Origin of the sequence: Undibacterium sp. TC4M20W (genome assembly GCF_049340245.1) — a bacterium.
GTDB lineage: Bacteria > Pseudomonadota > Gammaproteobacteria > Burkholderiales > Burkholderiaceae_D > Undibacterium.
Genome location: NZ_JBMPPI010000051.1, coordinates 1 through 24,502, shown reverse-complemented (window position 1 = coordinate 24,502; position 24,502 = coordinate 1). Strand labels below are relative to the sequence as shown.

21 protein-coding genes, 11 tRNA genes and 1 pseudogene are annotated in these 24,502 nt (G+C 53.7%); 14 read left to right on the top strand and 19 right to left on the bottom strand.

The window, feature by feature from the left end:
* Positions 1 to 177: 177 nt before the first annotated feature.
* The gene (locus ACO0LL_RS29870; protein ID WP_422954456.1) at positions 178 to 570 is read right to left on the bottom strand and encodes a winged helix-turn-helix transcriptional regulator; all 393 of its coding nucleotides are present in this window, start codon (positions 568 to 570) and stop codon (positions 178 to 180) included.
* 205 nt (positions 571 to 775) lie between these two features.
* Here ACO0LL_RS29870 and ACO0LL_RS29865 point away from each other — a divergent pair, with 205 nt between their 5' ends.
* A complete protein-coding gene (locus tag ACO0LL_RS29865; RefSeq protein ID WP_422954455.1) occupies positions 776 to 1,684 on the top strand; it encodes an MBL fold metallo-hydrolase in 909 nt (302 codons plus the stop codon).
* Positions 1,685 to 2,121: 437 nt separating this feature from the next.
* Here ACO0LL_RS29865 and ACO0LL_RS29860 read toward each other — a convergent pair.
* The 12 genes from ACO0LL_RS29860 to ACO0LL_RS29805 all read right to left on the bottom strand — a co-directional run bounded on the left by ACO0LL_RS29860 (position 2,122) and on the right by ACO0LL_RS29805 (position 4,396).
* A tRNA-OTHER gene (locus ACO0LL_RS29860) sits at positions 2,122 to 2,206 on the bottom strand.
* Between the two features lie 129 nt (positions 2,207 to 2,335).
* Positions 2,336 to 2,419: transfer RNA gene (locus ACO0LL_RS29855), tRNA-Leu, on the bottom strand.
* A 111-nt stretch (positions 2,420 to 2,530) separates the two neighbouring features.
* Positions 2,531 to 2,607: transfer RNA gene (locus ACO0LL_RS29850), tRNA-Pro, on the bottom strand.
* Between the two features lie 120 nt (positions 2,608 to 2,727).
* Positions 2,728 to 2,812, bottom strand: a tRNA-Leu gene (locus ACO0LL_RS29845).
* A gap of 47 nt (positions 2,813 to 2,859) precedes the next feature.
* Positions 2,860 to 2,946 (bottom strand) — tRNA-Ser (locus tag ACO0LL_RS29840).
* A 14-nt stretch (positions 2,947 to 2,960) separates the two neighbouring features.
* A tRNA-Leu gene (locus ACO0LL_RS29835) sits at positions 2,961 to 3,045 on the bottom strand.
* A 222-nt stretch (positions 3,046 to 3,267) separates the two neighbouring features.
* A tRNA-His gene (locus ACO0LL_RS29830) sits at positions 3,268 to 3,342 on the bottom strand.
* 121 nt (positions 3,343 to 3,463) lie between these two features.
* Positions 3,464 to 3,539: transfer RNA gene (locus ACO0LL_RS29825), tRNA-Gln, on the bottom strand.
* A 7-nt stretch (positions 3,540 to 3,546) separates the two neighbouring features.
* Positions 3,547 to 3,631 (bottom strand) — tRNA-Leu (locus ACO0LL_RS29820).
* 23 nt (positions 3,632 to 3,654) lie between these two features.
* A tRNA-His gene (locus ACO0LL_RS29815) sits at positions 3,655 to 3,729 on the bottom strand.
* 193 nt (positions 3,730 to 3,922) lie between these two features.
* A tRNA-Pro gene (locus tag ACO0LL_RS29810) sits at positions 3,923 to 3,999 on the bottom strand.
* Between the two features lie 124 nt (positions 4,000 to 4,123).
* A complete protein-coding gene (locus ACO0LL_RS29805) occupies positions 4,124 to 4,396 on the bottom strand; it encodes a hypothetical protein (protein WP_422954454.1) in 273 nt (90 codons plus the stop codon).
* Between the two features lie 666 nt (positions 4,397 to 5,062).
* On the opposite strand from ACO0LL_RS29805, the gene ACO0LL_RS29800 reads away from it, so the two are divergent.
* The gene (locus ACO0LL_RS29800) at positions 5,063 to 6,673 is read left to right on the top strand and encodes an FAD-binding protein (protein ID WP_422954453.1); all 1,611 of its coding nucleotides are present in this window, start codon (positions 5,063 to 5,065) and stop codon (positions 6,671 to 6,673) included.
* A gap of 276 nt (positions 6,674 to 6,949) precedes the next feature.
* Here the strand turns inward: ACO0LL_RS29800 and ACO0LL_RS29795 are convergent, their stop codons facing one another.
* Positions 6,950 to 7,918: a LysR substrate-binding domain-containing protein gene (locus ACO0LL_RS29795; protein WP_422954452.1), complete on the bottom strand. Its 969-nt coding sequence runs from the start codon at positions 7,916 to 7,918 to the stop codon at positions 6,950 to 6,952.
* Positions 7,919 to 8,093: 175 nt separating this feature from the next.
* Here ACO0LL_RS29795 and ACO0LL_RS29790 point away from each other — a divergent pair, with 175 nt between their 5' ends.
* On the top strand, positions 8,094 to 8,960 hold the full coding sequence (locus ACO0LL_RS29790) for an oxidoreductase (protein WP_422954451.1): 867 nt from the start codon (positions 8,094 to 8,096) through the stop codon (positions 8,958 to 8,960).
* 153 nt (positions 8,961 to 9,113) lie between these two features.
* Here ACO0LL_RS29790 and ACO0LL_RS29785 read toward each other — a convergent pair whose 3' ends face one another.
* Positions 9,114 to 9,980, bottom strand: a complete 867-nt coding sequence (locus ACO0LL_RS29785; RefSeq protein ID WP_422954450.1) for a DMP19 family protein — start codon at positions 9,978 to 9,980, stop codon at positions 9,114 to 9,116.
* Positions 9,981 to 10,977: 997 nt separating this feature from the next.
* Between ACO0LL_RS29785 and zigA the strand changes: the two genes are divergently transcribed.
* The 7 genes from zigA to ACO0LL_RS29750 all read left to right on the top strand — a co-directional run bounded on the left by zigA (position 10,978) and on the right by ACO0LL_RS29750 (position 18,978).
* The gene (gene zigA, locus ACO0LL_RS29780; protein WP_422954449.1) at positions 10,978 to 12,240 is read left to right on the top strand and encodes a zinc metallochaperone GTPase ZigA; all 1,263 of its coding nucleotides are present in this window, start codon (positions 10,978 to 10,980) and stop codon (positions 12,238 to 12,240) included.
* Complete coding sequence (locus tag ACO0LL_RS29775; protein ID WP_422954448.1) at positions 12,237 to 12,761, top strand: DUF2796 domain-containing protein; 525 nt, start codon at positions 12,237 to 12,239, stop codon at positions 12,759 to 12,761. Before zigA ends, ACO0LL_RS29775 begins: the two co-directional genes overlap by 4 nt.
* Positions 12,761 to 13,480 (top strand): ABC transporter ATP-binding protein, encoded by a 720-nt coding sequence (locus tag ACO0LL_RS29770; protein ID WP_422954447.1) that lies wholly within the window; start codon positions 12,761 to 12,763, stop codon positions 13,478 to 13,480. Before ACO0LL_RS29775 ends, ACO0LL_RS29770 begins: the two co-directional genes overlap by 1 nt.
* Positions 13,480 to 14,790, top strand: a complete 1,311-nt coding sequence (locus ACO0LL_RS29765) for an ABC transporter permease (protein ID WP_422954446.1) — start codon at positions 13,480 to 13,482, stop codon at positions 14,788 to 14,790. The genes ACO0LL_RS29770 and ACO0LL_RS29765 overlap by 1 nt, the downstream gene beginning before the upstream one ends.
* A gap of 16 nt (positions 14,791 to 14,806) precedes the next feature.
* The gene (locus tag ACO0LL_RS29760) at positions 14,807 to 15,487 is read left to right on the top strand and encodes a DUF3299 domain-containing protein (protein WP_422954445.1); all 681 of its coding nucleotides are present in this window, start codon (positions 14,807 to 14,809) and stop codon (positions 15,485 to 15,487) included.
* A gap of 252 nt (positions 15,488 to 15,739) precedes the next feature.
* The gene (locus tag ACO0LL_RS29755; RefSeq protein ID WP_422954444.1) at positions 15,740 to 17,824 is read left to right on the top strand and encodes a TonB-dependent siderophore receptor; all 2,085 of its coding nucleotides are present in this window, start codon (positions 15,740 to 15,742) and stop codon (positions 17,822 to 17,824) included.
* Positions 17,824 to 18,978, top strand: a complete 1,155-nt coding sequence (locus ACO0LL_RS29750; RefSeq protein WP_422954443.1) for a DUF1624 domain-containing protein — start codon at positions 17,824 to 17,826, stop codon at positions 18,976 to 18,978. Before ACO0LL_RS29755 ends, ACO0LL_RS29750 begins: the two co-directional genes overlap by 1 nt.
* 167 nt (positions 18,979 to 19,145) lie before the next feature.
* On the opposite strand, the gene ACO0LL_RS29745 is transcribed toward ACO0LL_RS29750, so the two are convergent.
* From ACO0LL_RS29745 to ACO0LL_RS29735, 3 genes are all read right to left on the bottom strand, one after another.
* Positions 19,146 to 19,940, bottom strand: coding sequence for a hypothetical protein (locus ACO0LL_RS29745; protein WP_422954442.1), 795 nt, complete (start codon positions 19,938 to 19,940; stop codon positions 19,146 to 19,148).
* A 141-nt stretch (positions 19,941 to 20,081) separates the two neighbouring features.
* Positions 20,082 to 20,582, bottom strand: coding sequence for a phage tail protein (locus ACO0LL_RS29740; RefSeq protein WP_422954441.1), 501 nt, complete (start codon positions 20,580 to 20,582; stop codon positions 20,082 to 20,084).
* Positions 20,583 to 20,755: 173 nt separating this feature from the next.
* A complete protein-coding gene (locus ACO0LL_RS29735) occupies positions 20,756 to 21,157 on the bottom strand; it encodes a DUF3224 domain-containing protein (protein ID WP_422954440.1) in 402 nt (133 codons plus the stop codon).
* A gap of 386 nt (positions 21,158 to 21,543) precedes the next feature.
* On the opposite strand from ACO0LL_RS29735, the gene ACO0LL_RS29730 reads away from it, so the two are divergent.
* From ACO0LL_RS29730 to ACO0LL_RS29715, 4 genes are all read left to right on the top strand, one after another.
* Entirely contained in the window at positions 21,544 to 22,368 is an 825-nt protein-coding gene (locus ACO0LL_RS29730; protein WP_422954439.1) for a DUF6597 domain-containing transcriptional factor, read from the top strand.
* Between the two features lie 56 nt (positions 22,369 to 22,424).
* The gene (locus tag ACO0LL_RS29725; protein ID WP_422954438.1) at positions 22,425 to 22,922 is read left to right on the top strand and encodes a hypothetical protein; all 498 of its coding nucleotides are present in this window, start codon (positions 22,425 to 22,427) and stop codon (positions 22,920 to 22,922) included.
* A 63-nt stretch (positions 22,923 to 22,985) separates the two neighbouring features.
* Complete coding sequence (locus ACO0LL_RS29720) at positions 22,986 to 23,330, top strand: hypothetical protein (RefSeq protein ID WP_422954437.1); 345 nt, start codon at positions 22,986 to 22,988, stop codon at positions 23,328 to 23,330.
* Between the two features lie 80 nt (positions 23,331 to 23,410).
* Complete coding sequence (locus ACO0LL_RS29715) at positions 23,411 to 24,244, top strand: lipase family protein (RefSeq protein WP_422954436.1); 834 nt, start codon at positions 23,411 to 23,413, stop codon at positions 24,242 to 24,244.
* A 91-nt stretch (positions 24,245 to 24,335) separates the two neighbouring features.
* Here the strand turns inward: ACO0LL_RS29715 and ACO0LL_RS29710 are convergent.
* A pseudogene (locus ACO0LL_RS29710) lies at positions 24,336 to 24,502 on the bottom strand (IS110 family transposase); the annotation flags it as partial.

Here is a 24,502-nt window from a genome sequence, read left to right as displayed (position 1 = left end):
CAGGTTTCAAACCTAAGGTACGATCCGGCATCCAGTCACTCGATCTTGATATGCCTACCAAGAACTTGTTGGTAGCTATATTAACGAATAACTACCGAAGGCGTCATAATACAAGGTACGATTAGCGAAAGCGTAATCGTACGCATGTCAGGGACGTAGATACTGTTATCCAAGCCATCAACCTACTTCTCCACTCTGCCCTATCCTCGACATATTTCCCTCTATCCAGTCCGTGAGTGCCGCCAGATGTTGTGCGACTTCGACGCCTGTTGCTGTGAGGGTGTAATCCACACGCGGTGGCACTTCGTCATACGAGTGGCGCAGCACAAAGCCATCATTCTCCAGCGCCTGCAGCGATTGCGCGAGCATCTTTTCGCTGACGCCGCCTATGCTGCGTCTGAGCTCGCTGAAGCGGTGCGTGCGCTTTTGCAAAACCAGCAGCACAAGCAGGCCCCAGCGGCTGGTGACGTGCTGCAACACCGCGCGCGACGGGCACTCGGCCACGAGTACATGGCCTTTGTCATAAACAGCGGCCTGCTCTGCAGGGATATCCAGCGATTTGATCGACATATCAGTGAACTATAACAGTAAAAAAACGAAGTACCTGCCATATGCGCAGCGCCCAGAATAGCCTTGCCCCGCCTTGCCAGGAAGATGTCTGTCACGTTCGCTTTCACTGTGACAACTGACTAGCTTACCTTCAGGTACGTACTTACAAAAAGTTTGTGTGTCACGTATTCTGCCAATTCCGCAATCATTTGAAAACCCTCTTCCCATGAAAAACCCTAACTTTTCCCTGCGCAGCCTGATGGTGGCGCTCATGTTGACATGCATCAACGCCGCCTGTTTTGCCGCTGCCGAAGCACCGCTGACGCTGCACACCTACCGCGCAGACGCGCGTGGCTTTAACGTGGTTTCAACTCTGGTCACCGGCAAGACCGATGCGGTGCTGATCGATGCCCAATTCACCCGCGCCGATGCCTACCGCCTGGTTGGCAAAATTCTTGATAGTGGTAAAAATCTCAAAACGATTTTTATCAGCCAGGGCGACCCAGACTACTACTTCGGGCTGGAGGTGATACACCAGGTATTCCCGCAGGCCCAGATCGTCGCCACCAGCGCAACGGCGGCACATATCCAGGCCAGCCTGCCAGAAAAACTGAAGGTGTGGCAACCCATGCCCGGCGTCAATGGCCCGCTGGCGCCTATTGTTCCTGGTGTGCTGAAGGGCAACACGCTGGAACTGGAAGGCCAGCGCCTCGAAGTGATAGGCCAGGACGGCCCTTCGCCGCTCTACACCTTCGTCTGGATACCCGCGATCAAGGCAGCAGTAGGTGGCGTGCGGGTGTTTGGCGACATGCACCTATGGATGACAGACAGCGGCTCGCCAGCGGAACGCCAGTGCTGGATCAACGACCTCAAGCGCATAGAGTCACTAGGCCCGCAAACCGTGGTAGCCGGACATGCGAAAGAGGGTCAGCCAAGTGACCTGAGCGCAGTACGCTATAGCATCAACTACCTCAATGCTTACGGAGAAGAACTGGCAAAAACCAAAAACTCTGCCGCCCTCATCAAGGCAATGAAGGCACGCTATCCACAAGCCATAGGCGACGAGGTGCTGGGATTAGGCGCAAAAGTCAACAAGGGCGAAATGCCGTGGGTGGCAGCAACGCAGTGCAAATGAATGCAAGTGAATGCGCGCAATAAACCAGGTGCCGCAGACATGTACCTGACATAATTGCCCACAAAAAAAAGCCCGCGACACGCGGGCTTTTTGCTGTGCGATGTGTGGCAACTCAGGGACGTAGGTACGATTAGCGCAAGCGTAATCGTACGCATGTCAGCGTTTGCTAGCTATTGGGATTGAAAAATACTAGCACTTTAATGACGTGTTTTTTTAAGATAAAAAATGTTATTGAGACGGTATTTTATGATGTTCAATCTTTGAAAGATCGTGTTTTTCAAAGATATCATTCGTACGATTACGCTTGCGCTAATCGCACCTACGCTGGCTGCTCTTATGCAAAATTGCGTGCAAACCTGTGCAGAGTTTTGTACACTTTTACATGAGACAAACGTATCATAAGCCTGCCCGTCAGAAAACTGGGGCAGGCGCTTATCTGAAAACGGTGAGATTCGAACTCACGGCCCCCGACAGCGATTGCTGTATTTAGACAGGTGCATTCAACCGCTCTGCCACGCTTTCAAAATTCTTATTTCTGCACACAAGTTGCGTGCACATTTTATCTCTGGTTAATCTCGTTCTGCCTGGCAGCAAACGACGCTGGATGCCAGATCAAGTCTGGCATGACGGCAGTGACATCAATAGTCATCGTGGTGCGCGTGGTGGGACTCGAACCCACATGCCAAAAGGCGCCGGTTTTTAAGACCAGCGTGTATACCATTCCACCACACGCGCAAAACCGGTTTGCAGTTTCTCGTAGGGTGCGCCATGCGCACCAGCACACCCGTTTCGTTGATCAACGATGGTGCGCACGGCGCACCCTACAAAATCATGCAATACTCAAACTGGTCGGAGTGCGAGGATTTGAACCTCGGACCTTCTGCTCCCAAAGCAGCTGCGCTACCGGGCTGCGCCACACTCCGAAAAAACTTTTCACTACTCAAAACTGGAAGGGGATCAAGAATTCGAACCCTAGCTCACAGTCCACTTACGCCGGGTTCAACACCCGATGCCGTCACTGTTTGGCTAATCCTCTGTAAAACTGGTGCGCGCGGAGGGACTTGAACCCTCAATCCTTTCGGCACTGGTTTCTAAGACCAGCATGTATCCCAATTCCACCACACGCGCATACAACTCTCTCGCTCACCGGCATGCCTGCCGATGCCCTTACTTACTGGCGGAAACGGTGAGACTCGAACTCACGGGACCTTTCAGCCCTACTGTCTTCCAGACAGCTGCAATGGCCGCTCTGCCACGTTTCCAAATTTCCAAATACTGGTGCGCATGGAGGGACTCGAACCCTCAAACCTTGCGGTGCTGGTTTTTGAAACCAGCGTGTATTCCAATTCCACCACATGCGCTTCAAACTTACTGATACGGTAGAGTGCGTTGTAACGCACCGTCCGCGAGCCTGAAAATTCTTATCTTTTTAGGCATTTATTTTTAACGCATCTACATCGCATTTTTTCATTTCACTTTCTCGTAGCGGGACGAGGTGGTGCGTCAAGACGCACCCTACTAATCTGAAACCAGCGTGTCTTCCAATTCCACCACATGCGCGTCGTTCATTCTTCAACCTGCTTTGGGGTGACCACCCGGAGTCGAACCGAGATAAGCGGATTCACAATCCACGACTTTCACCATTAAGTTATGGTCACCCCAAAGCAGGCTGTTCAATCTTTACGTCTCGTAGGGTGCGCCATACGCACCAGCAAACACGTTTCGTTGATCAACGACGGTGCGCACGGCGCACCCTACAAAATCATGCAATACTCAAACTGGCAGGGGATCAAGGATTCGAACCTTGGAGTGTCGGGTTCAAAACCCGATGCCGTCACCGCTTGGCTAATCCCCTGTAAAACTGGTGCGCACGGAGGGACTTGAACCCTCAATCCTTTCAGCACTGACTTCTGAGGCCAGCGTGTATTCCAATTCCACCACATGCGCTTAATTCATTCTTCAACCTGCTTTGGGGTGACCACCCGGAGTCGAACCGGGATAAGCGGATTCACAATCCACGACTTTCACCATTAAGTTATGGCCACCCCAAAGCAGGCTGAATTTTTTCTTTCATTGCTGAACCTTTGCTTGTTCTCGTAGGGTGCGCCGTGCGCACCAGCACACCCGTTTCGTTGATCAACGATGGTGCGCAAGGCGCACCCTACCAAGCTGCAAATTCAGGGTGTAGAGAACGCCGTTTACAACGACGCCCTCTACAGAACGATGCAACGTTCAAACTGGTCGGAGTGCGAGGATTTGAACCTCGGACCTTCTGCTCCCAAAGCAGTTGCGCTACCAGGCTGCGCCACACTCCGATATGACTGTTGATGCCTGCTGCAATCTGCAATCTGCAATCAGGCTAAAAATTCTGCGGTATAAAAACTAAAAAGCCCGGTGCGTTAATCGCATCCGGGCTTGTCGCTACAGGTGGCCTGACCATTAACTGGTGAGGCTTGCCTGTGGGGTTTCCCCCCGGATGTTGAATTGCACGCATGCGCCCAGATGATGCAAGGGCAAGGCGAAGAGCGGGCTGATTAATGTGGGCTGCAGTTGCAGGGTGGGCTGCGCTTGCAGTACTGGCTGCGACTGCAGGTCAGTGGCTAAATGGGATGGGAGCGATACTGCATCCAGCAGCGCTGCGCCAGCCTGTGCCATGCCCTGCGCGATGAGGCGCAGGTTCTGGTGCAGTGGTTGGAGTAGCGTTGCGTTCACAATAGGTCCTGTTCTTTAAAATTGATGTTGGTATTCAAGTGGGTGTTGCTGTATTCGATGGATGTATCTTGCCACAGCTTTTTAAATAAAACAAGCATGGCATGAAGAATTTATTCAATTAATTGATATATTTTTGCAACAGGCGGACATTTTACTAGGAAATTAAACTACGAATATGCGCATGTCCGCACTATGAAAATGGCTTGATTTATTAAAATTTATGCTAGAGTAAATTACATTGAAATATTTTTTAATAGGACTTACGCAAAACCGCCCCAGCTGCGTTGCAGCTCCTCTCCTAGGAGCCGCGTACTAAAGTACTGTCTTCGTCGCTGACGGTGTAATCGGGGTTTCAAGCAACACGTTGCTTGCCGATGAAACGAACATCCCTTGCCAGGGATGTTTCCCACAGCGATAGCCTTGCTGGGACAATTTTGCGTAAGTCCTATTTAATATGCTTGAAATTTGATGTAACTGGGCAGAATTTTTAGCATCCCACATGCGCTCGACTTACAGATGCCAATCGCAAGTGTGCTGTTGTAGCCCACTCCCCTTCAAGGGATGCAGCCGGAGTTTCACAAAGCATGCTTTGCGAATTCCCACAAATCCCCCCTTGAAGGCAAGGGAGAAAAGGCATCCCCATTTGCATCCCCACCGGAATAAGCCATGCCACAAACCACCACAAACTACATCCAGCCCGCGTCCCCACTCTGGCAGAACTGGAGCCAGAACCTGTTTTACCAGGGCGATAATTATTACTACACACCACGCACGCGCGCAGAATTGCAAGCCATCGTCAGCACCGCTGCGGCACAAAAAAAACAGCTACGCATATCCGGCCAGCGCCATTCGCAGACCCCGCTGGTGGCGAGTAGCGAGACGCCTGCGAGTGGTGTCGTCATCGTCGATCTTTCCTGCTATGCCGACCTTGGCAACAATGGCGACCAGCGCATGCAGATCAGCAGCGATGGCAAGAGCGTTACCGTGAACACTGGCGTGCGTGAAGATGAGCTTGATGCCTTCCTGACGCAAAACAAACTGATGCTGGAAACCGTGACGGCCGGTGGTTTTTTCAGCCTCGGTGGCATGACGGCGGTGGATGTGCATGGGGCGACCGTGCAGGCACCTATCTTTGCCGAAACCGTGAGCGCCTTTGCCATCATGGGGCCCAGTGGCAATGTCACCACCATCGACGCCAGCTCGCCCAAGGTGGGCGCATGGTCACCACTGCAATTTGCCCGCGTGTCACTGGGCAGCCTTGGTATCGTGACTGCCGTTACCATCAGCGTCTTGCCACGCCCTTTTGCCAATTGTCTGGCTGCGGGCATCAGTGACTTTGTGTGGGAGAATGCCGCCAACTTTGGTGCTGGTCTGTCTGCCCTGCTGGCCTCTAAATCCAGGGTAGAAACCTTCTTCAATCCCTATGCCATGACTGGCACCAACAATTTCACCGCCGCCTGGTGGAATGTAGAAAGCAGCTCGGGTGCAGCCCCGGTAGCAGAACCCATGGCAGAACCCACGACAGATGCCTGCCAGCTCGCGCAAAAGAATGAATTTGGCGCGCCCTATTTGCCCTATGCTGAAAAAATCGCCGAGGATGCCGCCATCTATGCGCAAAGCTTTGATGCGCCCATCGTCGGCACCGCAGCGGCAGCAATGATCACATCGACCGCAATATCCGTCATCAAGGGTGAAGTCAAAAAAGCAGCGCAAAAGAATTCCGACCTGTGGCTGAATGAGGCCGCCAGGGTGATTTTCATGTCTTATTTTATCGAGCTGCTTGACCTGGGCGCAGAAAGTTTATCTACCGTCTGGGGCGCCTTAAAATCCATCAGCGACAAGGTCAACAAAAGCAGTAATTTCCACATCGCTGCACCTATGGAATTTCGTTTCATCAAGGGTGGCAATACTGCCATGGCAGGCACCTACACCAGCAATGCCGACGCCTACTTCGTCAACCTTGACCTGATCGCCTTTGTCGCCGTGCATGAAGATAATAGCGGCCTCGACTACCCGACCAAGTTATTGAATTTTTTTGCGGAGGTAGAAAGCGAATGGGTCGCCCTCGGTGGCTGGCCGCACAATGGCAAGATGTATGGTTTCTATGATCCCAGCACCGGGCCGGGCAAAGGAACATTGCCATTCAACCCGGCATTTCTGAAGCAGTTACGCAGCCGCCGTGCAGAGCGCGTGCAGGCCTTTGAGGATTACCGCCAGAGCTGTGATCCTGCCGGGATGTTTGTGAATGCTTATGTGGCGAGGCTGGTGGGGGAGTGAGCTGCGCGTTCACATGCTGCATGTGAACACACAGCCACTCACCGCAGAGAGGCACAGAGAAAGACATTCATCGCTTGCCCTCCCTCACAGCAAATTCACAGCAAAAGGATAAATGTAGCCGTAACGGGACCGTAACGGGAGATGCGTTGTAACGCGCCGTATGTGAACGACGTGCACTGCACAGATTATTTGGCCGGGGTGTTGTGATATTCATGCGGCGCATTGCAATGCGCCCTACATCACGGCGATGATGGAAGATGGGCGGCGCATGCGCGATCAGATTCCATGCTTCTTGATGGCTTTCTTCTTTTTGACAGCGGTGACAAGTTTGTCATCAGTACTATCCGGCGCACGAATAAAATCAACAAATGCACGCAAGGGTGCAGGCAGGTGTCGCCGCCCTGAATAATATAAAAACGGCCCCGGAAAACTCAACCACCAATCCTGCAATATGGGTTGCAACTGTCCTGATGCCACGTAGGGAGCAAGCCATTCTTCAAACAGATAAATGACGCCATGGCCAGCCACCGCTGCATTCACTGCCAGATCCATCACGGTGGGTGTCACGATCAAGGGGCCGCTGGGGTCGAGGCTTAATTTTTGCCCATCGCGCTCAAACTCCCACGGAAAAATAGCACCGCTGAGAAATTTTCCAAGCAGGCAGGCATGTTGCAACAAATCACGCGGGTGCTCAGGTATGCCCCGCCTGGCGAGATAGGCAGGTGCGGCAGCGACAGCAAAACGTTGGGTCAGCGGGCCGATGGGGACGGCGATCATGTCTTGTTCCAGCCGCTCGCCATAACGTATGCCCGCGTCACACCCGCTTGCCACGACATCGACAAAATTATTGTCAATGGCAATGTCGAGCAGGATATCCGGGTACGCGGTCATGAATTGATTGATGAGGGGTTGCAGGAAAAAAAGCGCTGCACTGACTGGCACATTGAGTCGCAAGGTACCGCGCGGGCTGTCGCGCAGATCGTTGAGCACATCCAGTGCACTGGCAACATCATTGAGTGCGGGTTGCAGGCGGCTCAGCAACAGCGCACCGGCCTCGGTTGGCGTGACGCTGCGGGTCGTGCGCAATAGCAACCGTATGCCAAGCTGGCTTTCCAGCCGCCGCACGGCCTCGCTCAGTGCCGACGCAGATTGCCCGCTGGCGCGCGCAGCCTGGCGGAAGCCCCGATGCTGGACAACCAGCGCAAAGGTGGACAGGTCAGCCAGCGAATGCAAGTCTGTGGTCATGGTTGGAATGCTCCATTGTGCGGAATTTCGTACAAGCCGTGCGGAATTGCCCTGATTATCACACAGTATAACTATTGCTATGATGTGTCCATGCCCTGCCCCACCACGCAATGAGCGCTAAATGAGCGCAAAACCGGGCCCTGGCAAACCTGTTAACCATCATCCTGGAGTTTTTATGAGCACTTATTCACCTTCCCGCGAGCAGTTCACACCTACCCATTGCGATATTACATTCAACCGCATGGGCTACGGTGCCATGCAACTGGCCGGCCCGCATGTGTGGGGCCCGCCCAAAGACCGCGCTGCTGCCGTGGCAGTATTGCGTGCAGCCATAGAGCTGGGCATCAACCATATTGATACCTCGGATTTTTATGGGCCGCATGTGACCAACCAGATCATTTGCGAAGCACTGCATCCCTACCGCGATGAGCTGACCATCGTCACAAAGATAGGTTTCAAGCGTGGCGAAGATCAATCATGGCTGCCCGCCGCATCTGCCCAGGAATTGCGCGACGCCGTCCACGACAACCTGCGCAACCTACGGCTGGAGGCGCTGGACGTAGTCAACCTGCGTGCACCTGGTGTAGCTGGCCCGGACGGCTCATCTCTCGCCGCATCGCTGGATACCATGCTGCGCCTGAAACAAGAAGGCCTGATCCGCCACATAGGGCTCAGCAACGTCGATATGCAGCAACTGACAGAAGCGCAGCAGATCACCGATATCGTCTGCGTACAAAACCAGTACAACCTGGCGCATCGCGGTGACGATGCTATGATAGATACACTGGCTGCACAGGGTATCGCCTATGTACCGTTTTTCCCTCTCGGCGGATTTACGCCTTTGCAGTCGGACGTGTTGACGCAGGTAGCAGCAAGGCTGCAAGCCCAGCCCATGCAAGTAGCACTGGCGTGGCTGCTGCAACGTGCACCTAATATTCTCGTCATCCCTGGTACTTCGTCAGTGGCCCATCTCCAAGACAATGTCGCAGCGGGTGCGTTGCGACTTGATGAGGCGGCATTGGCGGCGTTGAATAGTATGTAAAAGCAAATGAGTAGCCAGCATCAGGTCAATATCCGTCTTACACCGGCTATCATTATTTAATGTCAAAGATAATGCGGCAATCTTGGCAAAACGGATAATCGTAGGGCGCATTGTAATGCGCCCTACTACACTGACGACCTCATTCCCATAACATCATTCTTCTTGCTCAAGCCCGGCGATATGCGCACGGATGTAGGCCCGTCGCGCCGATTCAATTGAATCGTTGATCGCATAGTAGCGGCTCATAATATCTGTCTGTTCGGTCTTCGGTAACGCGGCGATGCCTAGCGCTGCCCGGGCTTGTTCCACCCGGTCGTGAAAATGCGCATATAAGGCAATCGATTCCGCATACAAGGCAGCTCCTGCTTCGTGACCGATGCGTTGCAGACCACGATAAGTCGGGCCGTACAGGTGGGCGCGTTCGATGCCAGACGTGTCGCTTTGCGCACGCGCGAAATACTGGTTCATGGCGCCATTGTTAACATCCCCTTGCCAGTCCAGTGTGGCGTAGATTTCCAGCATCGGTTCCGATATTGGCTTGCCGGCTTCGACACGGGCGGGGATGAAGAAATACAAGCCGTCATCGAGTTCATAGTCCTTGATTTGGGAGATAAGCGCAGCGTCGTAGCGACGCCGGTACACGAATGAAGGCGCCGAGCGCCGGGAATCAGTTTCCAATTCCCGGACAGATGAAAATGGCGTGCCTTCCCAAAAATAGTGCAGTTGTATGCCACCTTCAGGCAACACGTCGATGTTGCAATGGTAAAGCGGGCCTAGCGGCTCGGAACGCGATGCATCCCATAGTGCCTCCATCAATTGGCTGAAGCTGCCTTCATATTCTTGCGTGTCGGAAGTGAGATCGTAGATATCTGTCTTGACGCGATCCTTCTCACCCGAGGTGATTGAGCCGGAATACCCGATGAATCCACTATCGAGTTTGCAGCGTATCGTACCGGATGGCAGCGCGCCTTTGATGCTGGCTTTGAACCAGTCGCGCAGATGGGCTTCTGCTTGTTTCATGTGAGCTTTCCTTTGCAATACCGTCCAGCCAGAACTTGTACGATTCTGAAAATTAGCTATTGACGATGAGCGCGCATTTTATACCCGAGTATGCGGTTCGCCAACAGCGTTATGACAAGGTTGATATGTAAACGTTCATTTCAGTCCAATATCACCCCACCGATCCAAATCATGCAAGTCTGAACGTCCTGGAGTGTCAGCAGACATGTGCTTCCAGACGCGTGGCGTAAGCTGAAGCCTCTCCTGCGAAGAGTTTGCCATTTTTTGATTGCACATCATATCAAGAAATTTTGTGACGATATGCGGAAAGGGAGGTACATTGCAATGCGCCGTATGTGAACGCCATGCACGGCACAGATTATTTGCCCCGGGGTATTGTGAGACCCATGCGGCGCATTGCAATGCGCCCTACATCACGACGTTGATTAAAGGCCAGCGTATGCGGCCAATGGAAGCACTTGTTCGCGGCTGAAGCCGCTCCTACGAAAAGTTTACCGTTTTTGATTGAGCACCTATCAAGAAATCTTGGAGCATCATGCATCCCGCGCTACAGTAGCCAGAAGCATCACTACAATGCCATCACACCCTCATTCATTTACATCTGAAGCAATTGCAACAATGTTGCAAAATAATTTGAATTACTTTATGATCTGAAAAATGCAATTGTGTTGCAAATAGAGTTGAGATAACAAACCATGTGCGTGCCTGATGCATGGTGGATGCTGCCTGTTTGCTTGAAGTGTTGAGCTGCACGCAAACCTATATGCACGCGGTTCAGAACTGGGAAATTGTGGAATACCAGAATGTGTACAGACTGATTTCAGTCTGTTTTTTTAAACCAATAATGCAACAAAGTTGCATTAGCAAGTAAAAGCAGCGCCAGATTCCCCGCGCTTCTGCCTTTAAAAAAACTGGCCTGAATTGAGATCCTATATCAACACTAAATAACGCATCACCAGCATCACAGCCTAACCAAACCCCAGACACAGGACCCATCATGCAAACTCCCACGCTCTTGCCCGTCACCGTACTCTCCGGTTTTTTGGGTGCAGGTAAAACCACCCTGCTGAATCACATCCTCAATAACCGTGAAGGCAAGCGGGTGGCGGTGATTGTCAATGATATGTCTGAGGTGAATATCGATGCTGACCTGGTGCGGCAAGGTGGGGCGGAGTTATCGCGGGCGGATGAAAAACTGGTCGAGATGAGTAATGGCTGCATTTGCTGCACCCTTCGGGAAGACTTGCTTATCGAAATCCAGCGGCTCGCCAGCGAGCAGCGATTTGATTATCTGCTCATAGAATCTACCGGCATATCCGAACCCATGCCAGTGGCCGAGACATTTACTTTTCGTGATGAAGAAGGCCGCAGCCTGTCTGATATTGCGCGGCTCGATACCATGGTCACGGTGGTGGATGCGTATAACTTCTTGCGCGACTATGCGTCGGGTGACAGCCTTAACCAGCGTGGTACATCCATGGGGGAAGAGGATGAACGCACGGTGGTCGATCTGCTGGTCGAGCAGATAGAATTTTGCGATGTCATCGTGCTCAACAAGGCTGACATGGTCAGTGCTGCCGAGTTTGAGAGGCTGAGCCAGATCTTGCAGGCGCTGAACCCGCGTGCAGATATCGTGCCTTGCAGTTTTTCGAATGTGCCGCTGGAGCGGATATTGAACACGGGCCGCTTCAATTTTGAACAGGCATCTGCCGCACCAGGCTGGCTCAAGGAACTGCGCGGCGAGCATGTGCCTGAGAGTGAAGAATACGGTATACGCAGCTTTGCCTACCGCGCGCGCAGGCCGTTTCACCCTCAGCGTTTCTGGTCTTGCATACACCAGGGCTTTGCGGGTGTGGTGCGGTCAAAAGGTTATTTCTGGCTGGCGACGCGCATGGATATCGCTGGTGAGTGGTCACAGGCGGGTGGTATCTGCCGTCACCATGAAGCGGGTTTGTGGTGGTCTGCGGTCAGCGAGGCAGAGTGGCCGCAGGATGCAGATTACCAGCAGCATATTTTAAGCAAATGCATAGAGCCTTTCGGTGACCGCCGCCAGGAGCTGGTGTTCATTGGTGTGGACATGGATCAGGCGGCGATAGAAACGACGCTGGATGCCTGTCTGCTGACGAATGAAGAAATGGCACAGGGTTCAGTTGCCTGGGCCAACTATGAAGACCCTTTCCCATCGTGGATGGAAGTGGATGACAGTGAAGACGACCAAGACGACAACATGATCTCGCAGCACGTGGAGGCATTAGTATGAACAAACTGATCCCCCTCACCCTGCTCGCTGTATTGCAGGCGATAGCAATCAGCAGCAGCGCACACGAAGCCCATGTACATGGCAACGCGACTGTCTTGCTGGCGCAGGATGGCAACAAGCTGACGCTGGAATTTGACAGTCCTCTGGATAACCTGCTGGGCTTTGAACATGCGCCGCGCACGGACAAGCAAAAGCAGGCAGCCAAGGCTTTGCTTGATCTCATGCAAAAGTCGGATACCTTATTGAAGCTCAGTGCAGAAGCAGACTGCCAGCTAGCCACGGTGAAAGTAAATGCGCCTGTGCTGCAAACCACAGTGGCTACGACGGCAGCCAAAGATGAACATGCAAACCTGCATGCTGAATATGAATATGCCTGCACCAAAGTCGCTGCATTGAAGTCGCTGCAACTGAATTTGTTTGATGCCTTCCCTGCGATACACAAGGTCGATGCGCAGATGGCTGGCGCGCGTGGGCAAGTAGCGGCAACGCTGACACCGAAGCAACGCACGCTGGTATGGTGATGTCTGCAATAGAAAAAGACAGCAGCACTGCACTGAGCCTGAGCAACGTACAGTTCCGCTGGCAGGCAGGACATGCGCCTTGTCTGAACATAGAAAGCTTCGCTATCAACAAGGGTGAAAGCGTATTCCTGTACGGACCCAGTGGCAGTGGCAAGAGCACGCTGTTGTCGCTGGCGGGTGGCATCATCACGCCGCAGCGTGGGCAGGTCACGGTGCTGGGTAGTGACCTGGGTGCCTTGTCTGGCGCAGCGCGTGACCGCTTCCGCGTTGATCATGCGGGATTTATTTTCCAGCAGTTCAACCTTATCCCTTATCTGTCTATGCTGGAAAATGTCTTGCTGCCTTGCCGCCTGTCGCTGAGACGGCAGCAGCGTGCCAGCGCAGTGCATGGCAGCCCGCGCGAAGCGGCAGTGGCTTTGCTGGATACGCTGGGGCTGGATGCAAACCTCTACCAGCGCCCTGTCACGGGGCTTAGCATAGGCCAGCAACAGCGCGTGGCGGCGGCGCGTGCGCTGATAGGCCAGCCAGAAATCATCATCGCTGATGAACCTACATCAGCACTGGATGCGGACAGGCAAAAAGATTTTATCGCGCTCATTTTGCAGCAATGCGCCAGCCATGGCAGCAGCCTGTTATTTGTTAGCCATGACCACAGGCTGGCCAGCCAGTTCAGCCGTGAGCTGGACTTGCAAAAAATCAACCGCGCGGAGCAACACTGATGCTTTCGCAGTTATTTCCGCAGTTATTTTCGCAGTTACTATATTTCTTGCGACTGGCAGGCAAAAGCGCCTGGAACCGCCGCCTGACGCTAGGCCTGATGCTGTTCGTCATTAGCCTGTCGGTCTGCCTGCTGCTGGCGGTTGAGAGGTTGCGTAATGATGCGCGTGAAGGCTTTTCGCATGCCATCTCAGGCACTGACCTGGTCGTGGGTGCGCGTACCAGCCCGGTGCAACTGATGCTGTACGCGGTTTTTCGCATCGGTGCGGCGACCAATAATATTGCCTGGCAAAGTTACCAGGATTTGCTGCATGACCCGGCGGTGGCATGGGCCGTGCCGCTGTCGCTGGGTGACTCGCATCGCGGCTTTGCCGTAGTGGGTACCACGCCAGATTACTTCAGCCGCTTTCGCTATGGTGATGCGCAAGGCTTGCAACTGCGGGTGGGGCAGGCTTTTGTCGGGGATGCAGATCATTTGTTTGACGCCGTCATTGGGGCAGATGTGGCAGACAAACTGGGCTATCAGGTCGGTACAAAAATCACGCTCAGTCATGGTACTGGCGATGCTGCTTTGGCTGAACATGCCGACAAACCTTTCAAGGTAGTGGGTGTACTGGCACGCACGGGCACACCGGTCGATCACAGCGTGCATATCAGTCTGCAAGCCATGCAGGCCATCCATCTTGACTGGCAAGGCGGCGCACCCGTGCCGGGCTTTTCTATCGCCGCCGAGCATGCACGTAAGTTTGATTTGCAGCCCAAGGAAATCACTGCCGTGCTGGTGGGGCTGCACAAGCGCAGCATGGTGTTTCGTTTGCAAAGGCAGATTAATACCAAGAGTGGCGATGCCTTGCTGGCCGTGCTGCCTGGTGTGGCGCTGGATCAGTTGTGGCAAGTCATCAGCATCATTGAACGGGTCTTGCTGGCGATGTCTTCACTGCTGGTGGTGCTGGGCAGTGCAGGCTTGCTGGCGGTGATGCTGGCCAGCCTCAATGAGCGCAGGCGTGAGCTGGCGATTTTGCGTTCTGCCGGTGCCAGGCCGGGGCACCTGTTTTTGATGCTGATGGCTGAGAGCCTGGGCCTGACCATCGCCGGCGCCATCAGCGGCCTGCTCTTGCTTGATGTGCTGACGCTGGCGGGCAAGGACTGGGTACAGATGCATTACGGCATCCTCATCAAACCCGGCATTCTCAATGCGACAGAAATCCCATTGCTGGGCCTGGTGGTGCTGATGGGCATGCTGACCAGCCTGGTACCGGCCTGGCTGGCTTACCGTAATTCGCTGGCGGATGGACTTATGCCGCGCCTGTAAAAATGAGAGAACAACGATGAAACCAAAACATCAATCCCGCTTTGCTTACCAGTTCTGGCTGGGCAGCGCCTGCTGTATTTTATTCATGCTGACAGCCTGGCTGCTGATGACGGCCAAAGCGGCGGAGCCCAGCGGGCAATACAAGGTGGGGGACAGATTGCCGCAAAACAAAGGCGTGACAGCAACATCAGCAGCACCAGTGCCCGCCAGCAAGCCCACACCCGCGCCTGACACCAGCGACAGCTACAAGGAAATCCGCTGGGAAGCCCTGATCCCCAAGAACTGGGACCCGAGCAAGGACTTCAAGAACCTGGACATGAATTTCCTCAACGACGGCGACCCACGCGCCATGGCCGCCCTGCAAACCATGCGCGAAGCCTGGGACAAGGCACCGGTCGAAGCCAGCCTCAACGGCACGCGCATCAGGATACCCGGCTTCATCGTGCCGCTGGATGGTGAACGCGGCAAGCTGCGCGAATTCTTGCTCGTGCCCTACTTTGGCGGCTGCATCCACACCCCGCCACCGCCTGCGAACCAGATCATCGATGTGGTGCTCGACAAGCCCGCCAAGATACAGATGATGGATGCGGTATGGGTCAGCGGTGTGCTTGAGACGACGCGTAGTGATACGTCCATGGGTAGCGCGGGGTATCGCCTCAAGGGGATGAAGGTGGAGGCTTATGTTTATCCGAAATAGGTTTTTTAACTTTAAGACCGCTCAACACAGAGACACAGAGGATGCACAGAGGCAGCACAGAGAAAAGCTCGGAGGTTGGGCCGGAAAGCGTAGGTTGGGCTACGGTTTACCAGCCCAACACTCGGCGTTACAACGACGTATACGTTTATTAAAGGCCCAGTGTTGGGCTGATGAAGCGTAGCCCAACCTACGATATTTCAACCTATGTCCTAAATCTACAACTTTATTTCTACATCATCCCAGGAACCCCCCGTGCACTACAAACACCTAAGCCTCCTCATCGCCGCCGCATACCCCGTACTCACCCACGCCCAAGAACAAACAAATTCCGAAGTCCTGATCAAAGCCCAAAGACAAAACTACCGCAGCATCTCCGCCACTGGTGCCACCAAGACCGATGCCTTGCTGGCTGCCCTGCCGCAAAGCGTGCGGGTCTTGACGGCTGACCTGCTGAAAGACAATGGCGTCACCAGCCTCAACAATGTGCTGGACCTGACCAGCGGCATTGCGCGGCAAAGCAATCTTGGTGGTTTGTGGGACAGCTATGCCATGCGCGGTTTTACCGGCGACCCTAATTTTGGGTCTGACTATATGGTCAATGGCTTCAGTTCCAGCCGTGGTTACAATGGCTTGCGTGATACTGCGAGTACGCAATCCATCGAGATATTGAAAGGGCCATCGTCCGCACTGTATGGCCGTGGCGAACCAGGTGGTACGGTGAATATCATGACCAAGAAACCGCGCTTCAAGCCTGAGTATGATGTCGATCTGACGCTGGCCAGCCACCAGACTTACCGCATCGCTGCAGACATTACCGGGCCAGTCAGCGATAACTTCGCCTACCGCATCAATGCCGCAGCAGAACAGGGTAACAGCTACCGCGACAGCATCCGCGGCAAGCGCAGCTTTGTCTCGCCTTCGCTGGTGTGGCTGATAGGCGAGCGCACGACACTCTCGTATGAACTTGAAGCCAGTGAACAAAAAACACCGTTTGACCGCGGTGTGCTGGCTGTGAATGGCAAGCTGGGCCTGATACCCAATTCGCGCTTTCTGGGTGAACCAGGGGACGGCCTGATGACGGTGAAGTCGCTGGGGCACCAGGTGTTTGTGCAACATGACTTTAACCAGCAATGGTCGCTGCAAAGTGGCTTGTCTTATCGCGACAGTGCGCTCAATGGTTACTCCACCGAGGCAAATAATTTGCTGGCAGATGAACGTACCTTGCGTCGCCAGCGCCGTTACCGTGATTTTTCTGCGACGGACAAATCTGCGCGGGTAGAACTGGTCGGCAAGTTTGACACTGCGGCCATCAGGCACCATGTCTTGCTGGGTGTGGATACCTACCAGTTTGATGACAGCCGCCTGCAGTTGCGCCGCAATCCATCGGCCACCAACGCCTATGCCATCGACATTTACAACCCTGTGTATGGCAAGACTGCCGACCCGCTGACGCTGTCTTTCAACACTCTGGAAAACCAGCGTGCGCGTGGCCTCTATCTGCAAGACCAGCTTGATCTGGGCGCGCAATGGAAGGCGCTACTGGGTTTGCGCAGCGACCATTATGACCAGACCCTGACTAATTACCGTGCATCAGTCTCCAGTAGCCAGTCACTGAGTGCCACCAGCCCGCGTGCTGGCCTGGTGTATCAGCCCATGAAAGGCATATCGCTGTATGCCAATATCGCAAAAGGCTTCCGCCCGAATAGCGGCATCAGCATCAGTAACACGGCTTTCCCGGCAGAAGAAAGCCGCTCTTATGAAGTGGGCCTCAAGTTTGATACACCAGATAACAAGACCAGCGCCACCCTTGCGCTTTACCGTATCAAGAAAAGCAATGTGCTCACCACTAACCCGGTCAATACCGATTTCTCGATTGCGGCAGGTGAAGTGGGCAGCAAGGGGCTGGAGCTGGATGTGGCGGGCGACATCGCCACTGACCTGCGCCTGTCTGCCGCCTATGCCTACACCGATGCGACCGTCACCAAAGGCGACAACACCATCATCACTGGCAGCCGTTTTCCGAATGTGGCAAAGCATAGCGCCAACCTCACCCTGAGCCAGTTATTCACCATAGGCACAGCCAGGGCCAGCGTGGGTGCAGGTATCAATTATGTGGGTGAACGCCTGGGTGATGTGGCAGTGTCTTCCAGCTTTGTGCTGCCAGCCTATACAACGGTGAAACTCATGTCATCTTACAGCCCGAGCAAAACTACGCGAGTGTCATTGAATGTGGATAACCTGTTCAACAAACGCTATTACGCCAGTTCGTATAGCCAGTTGTGGGTCGCGCCCGGTACAGAGCGCAATGTCAGCCTCACTCTACATCAACAGTTCTGATGAACTTGGCGGCTCAAAAAACCAGCCAGCGCATCAACAGCATCGATGCGCTGCGCGGCCTGGCCATGATGATCATGATGTTTGACCATGTACGCGAGACTTTCTTTTTGCATCAGCAAGTCAGCGACCCTATGGATGTGGGCCAGACTGCGCCGGCGCTGTTCTTCACGCGGTTGGCGGCGCATCTGTGTGCACCGGTGTTTGTGTTCCTGACGGGCTTGTCGGCATGGCTGTATGCAAACCCGCCATCTGGGTCACGTGATGCCGGCGGCTTTCTCATCAAGCGCGGCTTGTTGCTGGTGGCGCTGGAGCTAACGCTAGTCAATTTCGCCTGGGCCGGGCAATTTCCGCCTGCGACAATTTATCTGCAAGTGATCTGGGTCATAGGCCTTGCCATGATCACCCTGGGATTGTTGCACAAGCTGCCGCCGCTGCTATTGGGCATTCTGGGTTTGCTGATCGTGACCGGGCACAATGCCCTGGCTGACCTTAGTTTTGCACCCGGCACCGCATCGTACGCCTTGTGGACCTTGCTGCTGCACCGTGGCTATCTCATCAGTGATGCAGCAATCAAGATCAAGGTCAGCTACCCTCTGCTGCCTTGGATAGGCATCATCTTGCTGGGTTATGTTGCTGGCCGTTTGTATGCCGCAGACATCAGTGCACAACGCCGCCAGCGCCTGCTGACTATCCTGGGCATCACTGCACTGCTTATGTTTGCCGTGTTGCGCGGTATAAATGTCTATGGCGAAACCCAGCCCTGGCAAGATCATGGCAACAGCCTGCTGACGCTGATGTCTTTCTTCAACCTGACCAAGTACCCACCCTCGCTGGACTTTGCCCTGCTGACGCTGGGCATAGGTGCATGTTGTTTATCCTTGCTGGAAAAATACCCAGGCAAGTTAAGCCGCATTGCCAGCGTGTTTGGTGGTGCACCCATGTTTTATTACCTGCTGCATTTGTATGTTTTGCTGGGTTTGCAAAGGCTGATGCTTGCCGTATATGGAACCAACCATGGGCAGAGATTTGGTGTCGATCATGTCTGGCAAATCTGGTTGATTTCTGCTGCCTTGATACCCGTGCTGTATTACCCCTGTCGCACTTTTTCGCGTTACAAGCGGCAAAGCGGGAAGGCTTGGATCAGGTATTTTTGATAGGTAGGGATCGCCCAGTAGGGTGCGCCGTGCGCACCGTTTTTGCATGCGAAGATGGTGCGCACGGCGCACCCTACGAAACTAGCAAACATTGCATGTCAAGGCTGTAACCTAACCATAGCGGGAGGCGCATTGCAATGCGCCCTACCTTACGGCTACGCTTATGGCTATGATTCAGAATCTACCGGAGCAGGCGGACAAAACCACGCAAGGTCCAGCCCATCCCGCACCATTGCGGCTTCATCGAGTATGGGGGCAAATGGCACGACAGCCTGCTGCTGCAGTCTGGCATACAGCTCTCCCGCAAAGCGGTGTGCATAGTCTTCTTTGGTGGAGCTGGTCTTGCCATCCCATCCTTCATCCGTGCTGCGTTTGTAATCGACGTGATGGCCGGTCTCATGCAAGAGTGTGCGGTACAAAACGGTATTGCGCATGGCCTGGGTATCAGATGAAATTGAATAGCCCTGGCGGGTGCGCGTGATGACATGGCCATCTTGTTGCAGGCGTACCAGCTCACGCTGGCTTTCCTGGCTCAGCGATTTTGGCCATGTATAGCCAGCAAGGTTATGCGCCTCAATGACAATGGCGGCACCAGGCTGCTTGCTTATTTCAAACGAGAATATCGCCCTTCCCCAGCACGGGCGCAGGATACGCTGCTTGCGCGTGGGCTGGCGCAGCACGATGAAATCAAAAGCGGATAAGGCTTCTGCCGGGCAATGCGCAAGCACCCTGCAGATATCATCGATGCTGCAGGCATAAAAACAGTCAGACCGGGTTGGTTCGACAAAGAAACGCATTTCGCGCCCGGCGATATCGCGCCTGACCAGCACATGCGTAGTGAGCTTTTCGTAAAAAATTTCGCCCCAGGCTTCGGGCACGACCATGCGGTTGTCATTGCCATGACCCTGGGCTTTGGTGCCTATATTTTTATTTCTGCGGGTGGGGTTCCAGGCGCGGTGCATAGATCTTGAATGATGTAGGGAACAGCATCGATTCTAATGCAATGCGCGTGATATCACATGGTGGGGTGCGCAATGCGCACCGTTTTCCTGACACGGATATGGTGCGTCAAGACGCACCCTACGGGGTAATTTCTTCCCGGCTCAATACTTGACGATATACGTCAGCGCAAAATACGGTGGACGGTTTTCATGGGGTTGATCGCCGCCGGTTTTATCGGTGCCATTAATGGGGGTGTTATACCTGGTTTCATAGGGGAGGTCGGTGTCGTCATCACCTTCAAACGAACGGTTGTGCAAGCCAAAATTGCCGCCGTTGATGGTGTGTGAATGCGATGGCAGCTGCGCAGTAGTCAGCGTCACGGCTTCGTAGCCACCAGTTGCGCTGGTAGGATAGTTACTCAGGCCTGCGCCTTGTCCTGCACCGACAACAAAGCGGCTGCGCAGGTCTGGCAGGGCACCGTTGACCAATAATGGATACAGGTTGGGATAAGTTGCCTGATCTACGCGCGAGCCATCGCAAAGCAACCAGCCATTCGGCGCGTTTTGCCCCAAAAAACTGATTACCGTGCCAACCGGCATGGCGATCAGGGCAACGACCAGGGCGGCTTCTGCGGGAGTATCGGTATCCAGTGTATATGTCATCATCCATTCCTTCTTGGGTTGAATTGCACGGCAAGGGTCTTAAGCGATATCAGGCATGAGCACAACCAGAACAGGTGCCATTAATTGGCACAAGAATAATTGTTAATTAATTAAATCTCAAGCTTAATTCGCAAATGACGTGCAAAACAGGGGAAAGATGATCATTACTATCTTCAAGGCAAGCTGTATTCAAAGCTGTAAAAATGCTGGCCTTCCTTGATGTCTATGCCCATGCTGCCACTGATACCTGTCAGCTCGTCGGTACCAGAATCAGGCACGACCTGTATCGTCAATTGCGGCTGACCACGGTTCATGGTGCCGGTGTGCATGAGTACGAAGCTGCCTTTTTTGCCTGCCAGAGTGCCGCTCACCCTTTCTATGGCGACATAACCCGCTGAGCCCTTGATCTCGCCCATGGCTGACATCATTTCACCCAGGCTATGTGCTTGCAGCTCACCATGGAATTGCTTGTCTATCGTCATGCGGCCCAGCTTTGCAGCCTCGATGCCCGTTGCGGCAGCTTGCGGGCTGAGCTTGACTTCAAATGTGCCGCTGACCTTATGCGTGTTTTGCATGCGCTGCTCCTTTACAATGGTGGATGGGGATGCTGCAGTTTGTGCCCGGGACGTGCTAGTGGACTGTAACAGTGAAAGCGGAAGTGAAGGACATGTGCCCGGCGAACCAGGGCAAGGCGCAAAACACAGCGATAGCGGGGCTATCGCGAGTATTTGCAACGCAGCCATGGTCGTCGCGCGCATGGCAGGCACTTCGCTTTTCACTGTTACAGTCCACTAATATAAAGGCAGAACGTACTGGCGACGACAATAGCGATAGTACTGGATAGCACGGTTTTCATCTCTGCTCACTATGGAAAATTACATGAATAGGATTACACCAGAGTCATCATGCACAGGATAGTAAAAACGCGACAAGCGGAAAATGAAGCAAGAGGGACAAAAAGATGACCCAGCCTGCATCCACAATCACCGGCACAGACGCCGGCCAGGCACGCGGCGTTCTGCGCCCGGCCTTTAGCGAAGGTGAATTCCAGCACCACCGGCAGTTGCCCTCGCCCGCACTGGCCGGGCTGGTCGCGCATTACTGGTATGTGGCCTGGGATTTGCGCGGCCTGCCAGCGCAGGAGCAGGCCACCCTGCCACATCCGAATGTGCACCTGGTGGTGGAAAATGGCCAGGCGCGCATCTACGGCGTACATAGCGGGCGCTTTATGCGTACGCTACAAGGCAAGGACAGAGTATTTGGCATCAAGTTCAAGCCTGGCGGTTTTTATCCATTTTATCGGCAGGCGGTGGCGCAACTGGGCAATACATCCATTGATGTGAGCGCTTGTTTTGGCAAAGACGGTAGAGACTTTTGCGCGCAGATACTTGCCGCAGATAATGTGCAAGCCATGTGCGCTGCGGCAGAAACATTCTTGCTGCGTCACCAGCCGCCAGCCGATGCGCAAATCGACCGCATTAGCACCTGGATGACGCAAATAGAGCAAGACCGCAATATCCTCACCGTCGAAGACGTGATGGCAATCGCAGACCTGGATAAACGCAGCCTGCAAAGACTGTTCCAGAAATACGTGGGCATAGGCCCCAAGTGGGTCATACAACGCTACCGCCTGCATGAAGCCGTGGCCCAGGTGCAGGCTGGCAAGACCCTGAGCTGGACAGCCCTGGCGCTGGAACTGGGTTACTTTGACCAGGCACATTTTGTGCGGGATTTCAGGCAACTTGTGGGGATGACGCCGGGGGAATATGAAAAGAGTCTGGGATGAAAGACAGCTTGTATAATTTCGACAGACCTCATTGACAATTATATACATCAGCAATCATGTTCAAAATTTTTCTGGCTCTGGCTCTGGCTTTGGCACTCCATGCTGTTTGCGCCAGCGCAGCGGTAAAACCTTATTCCGCTGATGTCAGCACCTGGAAAGAGATCACTGTCCCTGCGTCAGAAGAAGAAAGGGAAGTATGGAGCTACGCCGCCAATTATTCTGAGATCGCATGGCGTGTATATACCGAGGGAACTATCGTCAAGGCAAAACTGGATGACAGTAATTCAAGGAAAGCAGGCAGGGACACGCGCTTTGTCATTGCAGCAGAACCGCTGTCAGACTCTTTAAAAACAGATACCCCGCTGATGGAAGTAGATGACGGCTGGCTGGTGGGCTTTAACCGTGGTGAATTTGGCGCGTCTCTTTACTGGTTTAGCAAGGACAGAAAAGAACATTACAAAATATCGAATCACCACATAATTGATTTCATCAAAAAAGTTGATGGGCTGTATGCGATTGAGGGCCTGGCTCACCGGGGTTCTAGTGAGGGCTGATGGCTAAGGCTAACGAAGACAGGCAGGCGCTGGCAAGCCAAGGTCGATGTAAAGCTCCCTTGCGTGCCATTTGCAGCCAGTCTCAAACGCGATCAGGATGTATTAGTGGTTTGTACTGAGGCCTTGCTATCCATAGGCCAGCAACCAGAAAATACCAGCAGAAATGTCATCAGCATCAAACGCAAGCCTTTGCTGCAAGACGGTTTATGGCCTACTTCAGCAGGTATGTCAGACAGGGAAGATTATCTTTACATAGGCGCGCGTCAATATGTGATTCAAGTTGACCTGGACAACGGAAAGATACGTTACCTGATACCAGACGACAGTTTGATCAACAAACTGTCAGCAAAGTCAGAAACAGAAGTGCGGCATCAGTTCAAGGCAGTAGGCCCGGTCAACAGCCATTAATAGTCCACACCCACACTTGTAATATAGTCAAGTATGGGCTATCTTGAAATGACCATCCCTGTCCCGCCACAGGAGCCCACATGCAATACGACCCCAGCAAAACTGCCCTGTTCCATCCCGAATCCCAGCCTGCCCTGCTGGGCACGGCATTACCCTGGACCACCCATGCGATTTGTGCCGAGCTCGCGCGGCTGGCCTACTGGCATTATGAAAAAGGCGGGCAAGTACTGGAACATTTCCAGGGCATATTGACGCAAGCTCAGTTTGGTGAGGCCAGCTTGTTGCTGGGTGCAAATACCCAAACCCAGGGCTTTGCTGTCATCAAGGGTGACACGGCCTATATTGCTTTTCGCGGTACGCAGCCGGATGACCCGACTGACATTCTCATCGATGGTTTGTTCTGGCCAGTGAACTGGCAGGGTGATGGCCAGGTACATGACGGTTTTTTGCGTGCCTACGACAGCATCGCCACGCAGTTGAATGACTGGCTGAAAAACTGTACGGCGAACAAAATCTATATCACCGGCCACAGCCTGGGTGCCGCCATCGCCACACTGGCCGCAGCCCTGCTTCCGGAAAGCCGCCTGGTGACGTTTGGTTCACCGCGCGTGGGCAATGCCAGCTTTGCGGCCATGTTTAAAAACCGCCAGGTCGATCGCTATGTGAATTGCGCCGATATCGTCACCATTCTGCCGCCAGAATCCGAATATTATTCCCACGTACGCGGCATGCATTATCTTGACCGCCACGGCGCACTGATTGCCGCCGCCAGCAACCTGGACATGTTGCAAGACCAGACCATCGCCAAGGCAGATTATCTGATAGCCCATGCATGGCGCAGTGAGAATGTGGGTTTTCGTTCAATGGGAGATCATGCGCCTGTGAATTATGTACGGGCAGTGCTGGGTTTGTGAGGCATACCATGCCAGTGTATAGAAGCAATATCCAAGACCTATCACCACAGAAGAAGCACAGAGGATAAGCGTGTAGATACTGTTATTCCAGTCAAGCTAAATGCAAGCTAGCATCGAATGGCTTTCCGGACTTCAATACCCCCAAAGCGACATGTATCAACTTTCTCATCATAGCGCCAATAATGAGCTTGGCAGGTTTCCCGGCTGCGGCTAATCGTTGTCGGAAGACCTTACCCCAGGTGGTTCGATGCAGAGTTA

Coding starts and splice junctions, on each gene's coding strand:
- ACO0LL_RS29870 (WP_422954456.1), bottom strand. CDS start 570: ATGTCGATCAAATCGCTGGATATCCCTGCAGAGCAGGCCGCTGTTTAT.
- ACO0LL_RS29865 (WP_422954455.1), top strand. CDS start 776: ATGAAAAACCCTAACTTTTCCCTGCGCAGCCTGATGGTGGCGCTCATG.
- ACO0LL_RS29800 (WP_422954453.1), top strand. CDS start 5,063: ATGCCACAAACCACCACAAACTACATCCAGCCCGCGTCCCCACTCTGG.
- ACO0LL_RS29795 (WP_422954452.1), bottom strand. CDS start 7,918: ATGACCACAGACTTGCATTCGCTGGCTGACCTGTCCACCTTTGCGCTG.
- ACO0LL_RS29790 (WP_422954451.1), top strand. CDS start 8,094: ATGAGCACTTATTCACCTTCCCGCGAGCAGTTCACACCTACCCATTGC.
- ACO0LL_RS29785 (WP_422954450.1), bottom strand. CDS start 9,980: ATGAAACAAGCAGAAGCCCATCTGCGCGACTGGTTCAAAGCCAGCATC.
- zigA (WP_422954449.1), top strand. CDS start 10,978: ATGCAAACTCCCACGCTCTTGCCCGTCACCGTACTCTCCGGTTTTTTG.
- ACO0LL_RS29775 (WP_422954448.1), top strand. CDS start 12,237: ATGAACAAACTGATCCCCCTCACCCTGCTCGCTGTATTGCAGGCGATA.
- ACO0LL_RS29770 (WP_422954447.1), top strand. CDS start 12,761: ATGTCTGCAATAGAAAAAGACAGCAGCACTGCACTGAGCCTGAGCAAC.
- ACO0LL_RS29765 (WP_422954446.1), top strand. CDS start 13,480: ATGCTTTCGCAGTTATTTCCGCAGTTATTTTCGCAGTTACTATATTTC.
- ACO0LL_RS29760 (WP_422954445.1), top strand. CDS start 14,807: ATGAAACCAAAACATCAATCCCGCTTTGCTTACCAGTTCTGGCTGGGC.
- ACO0LL_RS29750 (WP_422954443.1), top strand. CDS start 17,824: ATGAACTTGGCGGCTCAAAAAACCAGCCAGCGCATCAACAGCATCGAT.
- ACO0LL_RS29745 (WP_422954442.1), bottom strand. CDS start 19,940: ATGCACCGCGCCTGGAACCCCACCCGCAGAAATAAAAATATAGGCACC.
- ACO0LL_RS29740 (WP_422954441.1), bottom strand. CDS start 20,582: ATGACATATACACTGGATACCGATACTCCCGCAGAAGCCGCCCTGGTC.
- ACO0LL_RS29735 (WP_422954440.1), bottom strand. CDS start 21,157: ATGCAAAACACGCATAAGGTCAGCGGCACATTTGAAGTCAAGCTCAGC.
- ACO0LL_RS29730 (WP_422954439.1), top strand. CDS start 21,544: ATGACCCAGCCTGCATCCACAATCACCGGCACAGACGCCGGCCAGGCA.
- ACO0LL_RS29725 (WP_422954438.1), top strand. CDS start 22,425: ATGTTCAAAATTTTTCTGGCTCTGGCTCTGGCTTTGGCACTCCATGCT.
- ACO0LL_RS29715 (WP_422954436.1), top strand. CDS start 23,411: ATGCAATACGACCCCAGCAAAACTGCCCTGTTCCATCCCGAATCCCAG.